The organism is Marinitenerispora sediminis (assembly GCF_003336425.1).
GTDB lineage: Bacteria > Actinomycetota > Actinomycetes > Streptosporangiales > Streptosporangiaceae > Marinitenerispora > Marinitenerispora sediminis.
Genome location: NZ_QEIO01000157.1, coordinates 1 through 11,579, shown reverse-complemented (window position 1 = coordinate 11,579; position 11,579 = coordinate 1). Strand labels below are relative to the sequence as shown.

The following is an 11,579-nucleotide window of genomic DNA, read 5'->3' as shown; positions in this document are numbered from 1 at the left end:
GGGCTGTGGGCGCGAGTGTGTCAGCGCGTCTGCGCCCTCAACACCGCGATCTGGCGCAACTGGCAGATCGGCGCCCCGGTCAGGCGATCGCTGATCGCCGACGACCACTGACCAGGACACCAAACCCCCACCAACGATCTGGATGTTCTGTCCGGTGAGGTCGGGAACGGGACACGGGCGGGCGGCCGACCGCGGTGGGGAACCCGTGGTGGTGGTCGAGGTGCGACCACTGCCGGAATGCCGGACGGCGTTCGGTCTCCGACCGGTCGCGCCGGCTCCGCATCGAAGAGCGGACACCGCCGTCCGGACGGAAGGGGCGTTCACCAGGTCGCCAAGGCCAGCCCCGCCCACCGCTCGCCGGCGCCCCCGCCATGACGCGGACGGTCCGGTGAACCCGTCGGGATCTGGCCGCGGCGGTGTTCAGCCGCGTGTCCTCGGCCGTTCCGGGGGCCGGCACGGAGGCTTTCGCCGATGCCCGGCCGCGTGTCCGCGCACTCGGCGGACCGCGCACGCGTCCCCAGCTCGGAGAGGAGGCATCGGCGTGCCGGCGGGGGTGGTCGGCGGCCAGCGGCCGCTCGACCGCGGTGCCGACGAGCGGCGCCGGATCGTGCGGTCTGGTGCTCCGCTGGAAGCGGTGGCAGGGACCCGCCTGCCCTATCCGGTGCCATCCACCGCCCCCCGGCGTGCGGTCAGCGGTGGCAGGGGCGGTCCGCGCGGACCGGCCCTCGCGTCCGGCGCCATGGCGGCGGGCCCCCGGCGAACTCCCGCCAACAGTCCGGGCCCGTGCCCAGCGCACCACAGGGCAGCCGTCCGCCGCCCCCGCTGGGACGCCATGTCCCGGCCTTCGCACGGAAAACGGGGCCGGCCCGTCCGGGGGCCGGCCCCGTTCAGGAGATGCGGCGGCTACTCGTCGTCCTCGTCGTCCTCAAGCATCCGGCGCTTCTTCTTGCCGTCCCGGCCCGGGCGCAGCAGCGCCTCCGCCAGGGCGAGCATGGTCTCCTCCAACGTGGCCATTCGCTTGGTGACGTCGTCGTGCGACGTCTCCACGGCCTCGCTGATCGTCTCCTCGAACTCGTGCCGGTCGGGCCGGGCGCGGACCTCGCTGAGCAGCGGGTCGAGGGAGTCGCCGAGCCGGCGGTCGATCTGGTCGAACCGGTCGGAGTGGTCCACGAGCGGGCGCTCCACCAGCTCGGACAGCCGGCGGTGCAGCTCGCTGACCTCCATGGAGGCGGGCAGCTGGCTGAGGCGCTGGTTGACGGCCTCCAGGCGGTCGTCGATCGCCTCCAGGCGGCCGTCGACGCCGTCGAACTGGCCGTGCACGCCCTCGAACTTGCCCTCGACCCCGGTGACCCGGCCCTCGATACCGTCCAGCCGGCCGTTGACGCCGTCGATGCGGCCGTCGAGCCCGTCGATCTTGCCCTCGACGCCCTCGAAACTGCCCTCGAAGTGCCCCTCGAAGGTGTCGAAGCGGTCGGCCAGCCGGCCCAGTCCGTGCTCGAACTTGCCGGTGAGCGACTCGTGCTGGCTCTCCACCTTGCCGGTGATCGAGTTCAGGTGCCCGTCGATCCGGGCAGACAGCTCCCGGTCCTGCTGCTGCAGCCGGCCCTCGACCGACTCCCGGTGCTCCTCGAAGAGCCCGACCAGGGTGCTGTGCTGCTCGGCCGTGCGGGCGGTCAGCGACGCAACGCTCTCGTCCAGCGCACCGCGCAGTTCGGTGCTCCGGGCGTCGCTCTGCTCCGCGAGCGCGGCGATGGCGGTGTTGGCCTCGTTCACCGCGGTGCCGAGCTCGGCCACAGCCGCGGTGGCCTCCGCGTGGTTCTGCTCGATCCGGGTCCGCAGCCCCTCGGCCGTCTCAGTGAGGGCGCCGCGCAGCAGCTCCTGCTGCTGCTCGTCGTGCTCGCGCAGCTCCGCGGATTGCCGCTCCAGCTGGTCGTGCAGGTCGTCGCGCTGCTGGCGCAGCTGGCCGCGCAGCTCGCCGAGCCGCTCCTCGGTCTCGCCCGCGAGCTTGAGCACCGCGCTGTTGGCGTCCGCCACGGCGGCGGTGGCCTCGGCGTGGTTCTCCTCGGCCTGCGTGCTGAGCAGCTCGATGCTGTCGGACAGGGCCGTGGTCAGCGCCGTGCGCTGCTCGTCGCTCTTGGTGGTGAGGGTCTGGACGCCCTGGTCGAGCTTGTCGGTGAGGGCGGTGGTGTTCTCGTCGAGCTTGGCGGTGACGGCGGTGTGCTGCTCGTCGGCCTTGGTGGTGAGGGTCTGGGCGGTCTCGTCGAGCTTGGCGGCGATGGCGGTGTGCTGCTCGTCGGCCTTGGTGGTGAGGGTCTGGACGCCCTGGTCGAGCTTGTCGGTGAGGGCGGTGGTGTTCTCGTCGAGCTTGGCGGCGATGGCGGTGTGCTGCTCGTCGCTCTTGGTGGTGAGGGTCTGGACGCCCTGGTCGAGCTTGTCGGTGAGGGCGGTGGTGTTCTCGTCCAGCTTCGCGGTGACGGCCGCGTGCTGCTCGTCCGCGCGGGAGGTGATCGTCTGGACGCCGTCGTCCAACCGGCCCGTGATCGCGGCCTGCTGCTCCGCACTGCGGCCCAGCACGGCCTCGTGCTGCTCGCGGAGCGCGGAGCTGAGGGCCTCATGGCGTTCGGTGAACGCCTGCGCCAGGGCCTCGCGGCCGTCAGTGACCACGCGCTCCAGGGCCTCGCGGCCTTCCGTGATGGCAGCGGTGACCTCCGCGTGCCGTTCGTCCGCCCGACCCAGCGCCGCCTCGTGGCGCTCGTCCACGCGGTCCCCGACGCCGGCGACCGCGGTCGCCAGCTCCGCGGACCGGGAGCCGAGCGCGTCCAGCGACTCGTCCAACCGGGTGAAGCGGGCCTCGACCGCCGCCGCGAGCTGGGTGACGCGCTCACTGAGGGAGTCGACCTGCCCGGCGGTGCGCACGGCCGTCTCCGTCAGGCCCTGCAGCCGGCTCAGTGCGGTCTCCAGCTCGCCCGCGATGCCCGTGATGTCGGTGCGCAGGGCGGGGAGCTCGCCGACCGGCTTGACCCGCTCGCCCACCTGCTCGATGTGCTCGGCAAGCGTCTCCGCCCACTCCGGGGGCCGGCTGCTGAGCTCGTCGACCCGGGACTGGACCGCGGCGACCGCCTCGGTCAGCGTGGCGAACTCGCGCTCTCGGAACTCACGGAGCAGCCATTCCATGCCCTCCAGCCGCTGGCGCATCTCCTCGGTGATCGCGCCCTGCGATTTCTGCTCGGAGATCTGGTCCTGAGCGGCTCGCGAGAGGAGTTCCCGCATTCGGTCGGAGATCCCGGTCTGACCTCCCCCGTTGAGGAAGTTCTGGTTGCTCTGTTCCACCGAGGGTGCTCCTTTTGATCTGGCGCCTCCCATCCTCTGCGACCTCGGATGGGGCGGTGTTCTCGTCGGAGTCTGGCAGGCCGTGCGGTCCGCGGAAAGGGGCGTACGGGGCACACGAGATGCCCACAGGTTACCGACGGCAATGCCTCGCCTACGTGTTGTAGGACGACAGGTGATGACGAAACGGCCTTTTCAGCCGATGTCCCGCCGGTTGGACGTGATACGCCGCCAGAGGAATCCACGAGAAGGGAGAAGGATTCAGCGGAGATCAGTCTAACGACACGGGCCTCCACTGCCTGAGCGGGAGTGCAAAGGACAGGGTTTTCTACTTCACCCGGCTATGCGGGTTCTAGCACCTTTTTGGGAGTTCGTCACCATGTCGGGAGTAAGTGTGTTTTGTCTGTTTTGTCGGTCATGGGGCGCTGACCTCGGAACACAGCAGGCAGATCGGGCGGTCTCCCACCCGGGTGAGCACCACGACGAGCGCGTTGGGCCCCGACAGGCGCAGGTCGCGGCGCAGCCGCTCCACGTCCACCGCTGATCCGCGTTTCTTAATCGTTACGATTCCGACCCGCCGCTCGCGCAGCACCGCCCTCAGCCGCTTCAGGGAGAACGGCAGCACGTCGAGCACCTCGTAGGCGCGGCAGAACGGGGTCGGCACCAGCCGGTCAGCCGTGATGTAGGCGATGTGCGGGTCGAGCAGGGCTCCGCCGACCTCCGCCGCGGCCTCGGCCACCAGGTGGGCGCGGACCACCGCGCCGTCCGGCTCGTAGAGGTAGCGCCCGGGTGCCGCCAGCGGCGGGTCGCCGAGGCCGGGATCGGCCACCAGGGTGGCGCGGTCGGGCGGGCCGGCCGCGTCGGCGGTTCCGGCGGGGGCGGAACCGCGGAGCAGCGTCGCCTGCCGCGGCGCGCCGCGCAGCGGGCCGAACCACAGCGCGGTCTCCTTCACCTCTCCGTCGACCGAGATCCACTCGGCGGCGGCGTCCTCCGGCACCAGCTCGTGCGGCAGGCCGGGGGCCGCCTTCACGCAGGCCGCCGCGGCGCCGCGCGCGAGGTCCAGCACCGTCCGCCATGGCGGCGCGTAGGCGTCCGGGTCGAAGATCCGCCCGCGCCGTCCCCGCCGCGCGGGGTCGCAGAGGACGGCCGCGTAGCGCCCGGGCGGAGTACGGGCTGCGTCGCCCTCGCGCACGCGGGCCGCGGCGCCCAGTCCCAGTGCCTCGACGTTGGCGGTGGCGACCGCCACGGTGAGGGGGTCGAGGTCCACCCCCTCGACCGGGAGGCCCGCGCGCGCCAGGGCGAGGAGGTCGGCGCCGATCCCGCAGCACAGGTCGCCCACGGTCGCGCCGTCCGGCACCGCCGCCGCGGCGGCGAAGCGGTGGGCGCGGTAGCGGGCGACCGCGCCGCGGGTGGCCTGCTCCAGGCCCGCTGGGGTGAAGTACATCCGGTCGGCGGCCGCGCCGAACTTCTCGCGCGCCCGCCCGCGCAGCCGCGCCTGGGTCAGGGCGGCGTTCACCAGCTGGGCGGGTTCGACGGGCTGCCCGCCCGCGGGGGCGGCGGCCGGGTCCGGTCCCTCCAGGGCGGCACGGCGCAGCCGGGTAGCGGCGGCGAGCGGGTCGGCGTGGAGCTCGGCGGCGTCCGCCTCGGCCAGCAGGTGCTGGCCGGCCGGTGTGAGCAGCGCGTGGAAAGCCGCGATTTGCCCGCTTGTCACCCTGCTGTTCCCCCGTGACCTGTTGTTTGACGGGCTGGGTGGGCCCGGCTATGTTCCTATACTGGCACTCTCAAGGGTAGAGTGCTAATCGCGACGAGGCCGGTCTGGCACCCGCGACGACAGGCCGCCGTGGTCGCCCCTTTTGCCAGCATGCCGTTTCGAATCATCGAATCAGAAGGGGGAGGTCACACCGTGTCGACCGCCACCGAGAGCAAGACCGTGCTCAAGCCGCTCGAGGACCGCGTCGTGGTCAAGCCGCTCGAGGCCGAGCAGACCACCGCCTCCGGCCTGGTCATCCCGGACACCGCCAAGGAGAAGCCGCAGGAGGGCGAGGTCCTCGCGGTGGGCCCCGGCCGCTGGGACGACGAGGGCGAGAACCGCATCCCGCTGGACGTCAAGGTGGGTGACGTCGTCCTCTACAGCAAGTACGGCGGCACCGAGGTCAAGTACAACAACGAGGACTACCTGGTCCTCTCCGCCCGCGACCTGCTCGCGGTCGTCGAGAAGTAGGACCCCGGGACCTCCCGGCGTCACTCCAGGTGACAACCCGCCCCGGCCGGCCGCTCGCCGGGCGGGGCGGTTCGATTTCCACCGTACTTGCAAGGACTGAGGACCCAACCGATGCCGAAGATCCTGGAATTCAAGGACGACGCGCGGCGCTCCCTTGAGCGCGGTGTCGACCGCCTCGCCAACGCGGTCAAGGTCACGCTCGGCCCGCGCGGCCGCAACGTGGTCATCGACAAGAAGTTCGGCGCGCCGACCATCACCAACGACGGTGTGACCGTCGCGCGCGAGGTCGAGCTGGAGGACCCCTACGAGAACCTGGGCGCCCAGCTCGTCAAGGAGGTCGCCACCAAGACCAACGACGCCGCCGGCGACGGCACCACGACCGCCACGGTGCTCGCCCAGGCGCTGGTGCGCGAGGGCCTGCGCAGCGTGGCCGCCGGCGCTTCGCCCACCTCCCTGAAGAAGGGCATCGACGCCGCCGCGCAGCAGGTCTCCGAGATCCTGCTCGCCGGTGCGCGCGAGGTCGGGGAGCGGGCCGACATCGCCTACGTGGCGACCAACTCGGCCCAGGACCAGCAGATCGGCGACCTGATCGCCGAGGCGTTCGACAAGGTCGGCAAGGACGGTGTCATCACCGTCGAGGAGGCCCCGACCTTCGGCCTGTCCCTCGACTTCACCGAGGGCCTGCAGTTCGACAAGGGCTACATCTCGCCCTACTTCGTGACCGACGGCGACCGCCAGGAGGCGGTGCTCGAGGACGCGATCATCCTGATCAACCAGGGCAAGATCTCCAACCTGAACGAGCTGCTCCCGCTGCTGGAGAAGGTCGTCCAGACCAAGAAGCCGCTGCTGATCATCGCGGAGGACATCGAGGGCGACGCCCTCGGCGCGCTGGTCCTCAACAAGATGCGCGGTGCCCTGAACGTGGCCGCGGTCAAGGCGCCGGGCTTCGGCGAGCGCCGCAAGGCCATGCTCCAGGACATCGCGATCCTCACCGGCGGCCAGGTCATCGCCGAGGAGGTCGGCCTCACCCTGGAGAACGCCGACCTCGACGCCCTGGGCAGCGCCCGCCGCGTCACGGTCACCAAGGACGCCACCACGATCGTGGACGGCGCCGGCAGCCAGAGCGAGGTTGACGAGCGCATCCGCCAGATCCGCAAGGAGATCGAGGCGAGCGACTCCGACTGGGACCGCGAGAAGCTGCAGGAGCGGCTGGCCAAGCTGGCCGGCGGCGTCAGCGTGCTCCGCGTCGGCGCGGCCACGGAGGTGGAGCTCAAGGAGAAGAAGCACCGTCTCGAGGACGCCATCTCCGCCACCCGCGCGGCCATCGAGGAGGGCATCATCGCCGGCGGCGGCGCCTCGCTGGTGCACGCCGCCGCGGCGCTGGACGACCTCGGTCTCGCGGGCGACGAGGCCACCGGTGTGGGCATCGTGCGGCGCGCGCTGGTCGAGCCGGCCCGGTGGATCGCGGTCAACGCGGGCGCCGAGGGCTACGTGGTGACCTCCAAGATCGCGGAGCTGGAGAAGGGCCACGGCTACAACGCAGCCAAGGGCGAGTACGGCGACCTGGTGGCCCAGGGGATCATCGACCCCGTCAAGGTCACCCGCTCCGCAGTGCTGAACGCCGCGTCCATCGCGGGCCTGCTGCTCACCACCGAGGCGCTCGTCGTCGACAAGCCCGAGGAGGAGGAGCCGGAGGCCGGCCACGGCCACGGTCACGGCCACTAGGGCTCGTTCCGGGGTGTGAGAACCCCCGCATTACCACGGGTGTCCCGGGCTGAGGCCCGGGACACGCGTGCATTTTGGGCACAATCACCCGAAATGTGATCATTCTGTTGCCAACATTCGTGACGTGTAAGTCCGTGCCTGCGGGCATCATTCGTTACGTGACGGATCTACGCGTCGCGGGGGGCATGCTCGCGCAACGACCGAGTACCCAGCGCAGAGCGGACGACACGGAGCTGAACCACCTGACCTCGCTCGCGGTCCAAGGGGACCACGGGGCGGTCGACTCGCTCATTCGGGAGATCCGTCCCATGGTGGTCCGCTACTGTCGAGCCCGACTGGCCCGCGTCTCCGGCTGTGTCCACCACTCCGACGACGTCGCGCAGGAGGTCTGCATCGCCCTGCTCGCGGCGCTACCCCGCTACCGGGACATGGGGCGGCCGTTCGCCTCGTTCGTCTTCGGGATCGCCGCGCACAAGGTCGCGGACGCGCTGCGCGTCAGCACCCGCGCGGACGTCCCGACCGACTCGGTGCCCGACCGGCCCGACGACGGCCCCGGCCCGGAGGAGACCGCGGTGCGCACCGTGGAGGCCGAACGGGCGCGGGCCCTGCTGAGTGAACTCCCCGAGCAGCAGCGGCGGCTGCTGGTCATGCGCGTGATTGCGGGTCTATCTGCTGATGAGACGGGACATGTACTGGGAATGTCGCCCGGAGCGGTACGGGTTGCCCAGCACCGAGCTCTCGCTCGGCTTCGGGAAGTGGCCGTGGCGAACCGCCTCTTCTGACGGCGGCCGGCACGCACCCACCTTCCCCCGTCCGCGCGGTCCGCGCTGCCCCTCCCGGATCCGCCGGCGGCACCACTGCGCGCTGCCCCGCGGCACCGGCTGGCGCCGCTCGCCGTAGCGGGCGGCGCACCGGGAACAAGCGCACCCGGTTTGGGCGTTGTGCGACGTCCGGGCCCTGCGAGGTCCTAGGATGAGACGACACGCGCGAAGTGCTTGGAAGGGTGTCATGACGCAGCATCAGACGGGGGCCGACGCCAAGGTGTTGCCGCCCGGACTCACCTACGACGACGTCCTGCTGGTCCCGGCCTACTCGGACCTGCAGCCGGGTGAGGCGGACACCGGCACCCGGCTGTCGCGCAACATCGGGCTGCGCATCCCGCTCGTCTCCGCGGCCATGGACACCGTCACCGAGGCGCGCATGGCCGTCGCCATGGCCCGCGAGGGCGGGGTGGGCGTGCTGCACCGCAACCTCTCCGTCGAGGACCAGGCCGCCCAGGTGGACCTGGTCAAGCGCTCGGAGGCCGGCATGATCACCGCGCCGGTGACCTGCCGCCCCGACGACACGCTCGCCGACGTCGAGGCGCTGAGCGCCCACTACCGCATCTCCGGCGCGCCCGTCACCGACGAGGACGGCCGGCTGGTCGGCATCGTCACCAACCGCGACATGCGGTTCGAGGACGACCGGGACCGCCGCGTGCGCGAGGTCATGACCCCGATGCCGCTGATCACCGCCCCGGTGGGGGTGTCCCGCGAGGAGGCGTTCCGCCTGCTCCGCGAGAACAAGGTCGAGAAGCTGCCGCTGGTCGACCCCGAGGGGCGGCTGCGGGGCCTCATCACCGTCAAGGACTTCACCAAGAGCGAGCAGTACCCGCACGCCACCAAGGACGCCGACGGCCGGCTGGTCGTGGGCGCCGCGGTCGGCGTCGGGCTGGAGGCCGAGCGGCGGGCGCACGCGCTGGTCGAGTCCGGGGCGGACTTCCTCGTCGTGGACACCGCGCACGGGCACTCCACCGGCGTGCTGGAGATGGTCGCCAAGCTCAAGGCCAACACCCGGGCCGACATCGTCGCCGGCAACATCGCCACCCGCGCCGGCGCGCAGGCGCTCATCGACGCCGGTGCCGACGCCGTCAAGGTCGGGGTCGGGCCGGGCTCCATCTGCACCACCCGCGTCGTCGCCGGGGTGGGCGCGCCGCAGGTCACCGCCGTGCTGGAGGCGGCCAAGGCGGCCGGTCCCGCGGGCATCCCGGTCATCGCCGACGGCGGGCTGCAGTACTCCGGGGACATCGCCAAGGCCATCGTGGCGGGCGCCAGCACCGTCATGCTCGGCAGCCTGCTCGCGGGCGTCGAGGAGAGCCCGGGCGAGCTCATCTTCATCAACGGCAAGCAGTTCAAGTCCTACCGGGGCATGGGCTCGCTCGGCGCGATGCGCGGTCGCTCCTTCTCCAAGGACCGGTACTCCCAGGCCGACGTCGCCACCGAGGAGAAGCTGATCCCCGAGGGCATCGAGGGCCAGGTCCCGTACCGGGGCCCGCTCTCGGCGGTGGCGCACCAGCTCGTCGGCGGGCTCCGGCAGTCCATGTGGTACGCGGGCGTGCGCGAGGTGTCCGAGCTCCGCGAGCGCGGCCAGCTGATGCAGATCACCTCCGCCGGCCTCAAGGAGAGCCACCCGCACGACATCCAGATGACGGTCGAGGCGCCCAACTACCACGGCCGCCGCTAGCCCGGCGGGCGGGCGCGCGGCGCGCCCGCCCCGGACGGCGCCGTCCACAGCCCCGGGGCGCGTCCTGCTCCGCGGCCGCCTCGCCGGGTAAACTCACCGCGGCAGGGCCGCTGGCGGGGTCCGCCGGTGGAAGCACGAGAGGGGATCGAAGCGTTGGCGCAGGTTGAGATCGGGCTGGGCAAGAACGGGCGTCGCGCCTACGAGCTCGACGAGATCGGGATCGTCCCCGCCCGGCGTACGCGCGACCCCGAAGAGGTCTCCATCGCGTGGCAGATCGACGCCTACCGGTTCGAGACGCCGCTCGTGGTCAGCCCCATGGACAGCGTGGTCTCGCCGAAGACCGCCGTGGCCGTCGGCAAGCTGGGCGGGCTGGGCGTGCTCGACCTGGAGGGGCTGTGGACCCGCTATGAGGACCCCGAGCCGCTGCTGGCCGAGATCAACGAACTCGACGACGCCGCCGCCACCAGACGTCTCCAGGAGATCTACGCCGCGCCGATCCAGGAGGAGCTGATCGGCCGGCGCATCGAGGAGGTCCGCGAGGCCGGCGTGGTCACGGCGGCGCGCCTGTCGCCGCAGCGCACCGCCCAGTACCACAAGGCCGTCATCGACGCGGGCGTGGACATCTTCGTCATCCGCGGCACCACGGTGTCCGCCGAGCACGTCTCCGGCCGCGCCGAGCCGCTGAACCTGAAGCAGTTCATCTACGAACTCGACGTCCCGGTCGTCGTCGGCGGCTGCGCCACCTACACCGCCGCGCTGCACCTCATGCGCACGGGAGCGGCCGGCGTGCTGGTCGGCTTCGGCGGCGGCTCCGGCCACACCACCCGCAGCGTGCTGGGCGTGGCCGTCCCCATGGCCAGCGCCATCGGCGACGTCGCAGCCGCCCGCCGCGACTACCTCGACGAGTCGGGCGGCCGGTACGTGCACGTCATCGCCGACGGCGGAATGACGCACAGCGGCGACATCGCCAAGGCGCTCGCCTGCGGTGCCGACGCCGTCATGGTCGGCTCGCCGCTCGCCCGCGCCCAGGAGGCGCCGGGCGGCGGCTACCACTGGGGCAGCGAGGCGCACCACCACGAACTGCCCCGCGGTGAGCGGCTGAACGTCGGCACCATCGGCACGCTGGAGACCATCCTGCACGGCCCGGCCTCCACGAGCGACGGTTCGATGAACCTCATGGGCGCGCTGCGGCGCACCATGGCGACCTCCGGCTACACCGACCTCAAGGAGTTCCAGCGGGTCGAGGTCGTCGTCAACCCGCACTAGCCGCCTGCCGGCGGGTGCGGCCGGGGCCATGCCCCCGACCGCACCCGCCGCTGCCGTGTTCGCTCTGGAACGCTCATCGGCGGTGTGCGGACCCGCGGAGCCCTCTGCCTGGCCGCCGGCCGAAAGCCGCGGTGGGCCCGGGCGGACGCCGGCACAGCTTGGCGCCCGGGGAGTCACCGAGGTCCGGCCCCTCCGGGACGGTCGCGTCAGCGGCGAAGCGTCCCACCGCCCGGCGCCGGAACACGCGCCGACCGACGCGGGCCCGTCCCGTGCGGGGCCGCGCCGAGACCACTGATCTCCGGGCGGGCACGGACCTCCCCGCGGCCGTCGGGGCCCGGAACGGCGGCTGCGGGCGGAGCCGCCCGCAGCTGGAGCGCCGGCGGCGTACCCCGGTTCCTCGTCGCCGCCCCGTGTGCGGCACGGGGCAGCGGGTCACCGCGACCGGGCGGTTGCCCGCGCCACCGCCGAACCGCCGGCACCTCGTCCGCGTCCCGCCATCGCCATCCGTCTCTCAGGGCCCTCCCGGCCCACCCCCGCG

General features: G+C 72.3%; 7 protein-coding genes and 1 pseudogene. 6 read left to right on the top strand and 2 right to left on the bottom strand.

Translation table 11 applies throughout. From position 1 onward, the window contains the following. Positions 1 to 111, top strand: a pseudogene (locus DEF28_RS29245) (IS982 family transposase); the annotation flags it as partial. A 792-nt stretch (positions 112 to 903) separates the two neighbouring features. Here DEF28_RS29245 and DEF28_RS22610 read toward each other — a convergent pair. Continuing rightward, positions 904 to 3,330, bottom strand: coding sequence for an apolipoprotein A-IV repeat region-like domain-containing protein (locus DEF28_RS22610; RefSeq protein ID WP_114446217.1), 2,427 nt, complete (start codon positions 3,328 to 3,330; stop codon positions 904 to 906). Positions 3,331 to 3,742: 412 nt separating this feature from the next. Beyond that, positions 3,743 to 5,038: a class I SAM-dependent methyltransferase gene (locus DEF28_RS22605; protein ID WP_114400255.1), complete on the bottom strand. Its 1,296-nt coding sequence runs from the start codon at positions 5,036 to 5,038 to the stop codon at positions 3,743 to 3,745. Positions 5,039 to 5,188: 150 nt separating this feature from the next. On the opposite strand from DEF28_RS22605, the gene groES reads away from it, so the two are divergent. From groES to DEF28_RS22580, 5 genes are all read left to right on the top strand, one after another. Further along, positions 5,189 to 5,548 carry a co-chaperone GroES gene (gene groES, locus DEF28_RS22600; protein WP_374058237.1) on the top strand — a complete coding sequence of 120 codons (360 nt, stop codon included), beginning with the start codon at positions 5,189 to 5,191 and terminating at the stop codon, positions 5,546 to 5,548. Between the two features lie 111 nt (positions 5,549 to 5,659). Continuing rightward, on the top strand, positions 5,660 to 7,273 hold the full coding sequence (gene groL / locus DEF28_RS22595; RefSeq protein ID WP_114400253.1) for a chaperonin GroEL: 1,614 nt from the start codon (positions 5,660 to 5,662) through the stop codon (positions 7,271 to 7,273). Between the two features lie 158 nt (positions 7,274 to 7,431). Then, positions 7,432 to 8,055, top strand: coding sequence for a sigma-70 family RNA polymerase sigma factor (locus DEF28_RS22590; protein ID WP_114400256.1), 624 nt, complete (start codon positions 7,432 to 7,434; stop codon positions 8,053 to 8,055). A gap of 226 nt (positions 8,056 to 8,281) precedes the next feature. Continuing rightward, positions 8,282 to 9,775 carry an IMP dehydrogenase gene (gene guaB / locus DEF28_RS22585; protein WP_114400252.1) on the top strand — a complete coding sequence of 498 codons (1,494 nt, stop codon included), beginning with the start codon at positions 8,282 to 8,284 and terminating at the stop codon, positions 9,773 to 9,775. Between the two features lie 153 nt (positions 9,776 to 9,928). Then, entirely contained in the window at positions 9,929 to 11,041 is a 1,113-nt protein-coding gene (locus tag DEF28_RS22580; RefSeq protein WP_114400251.1) for a GuaB3 family IMP dehydrogenase-related protein, read from the top strand. Positions 11,042 to 11,579: the final 538 nt, after the last annotated feature.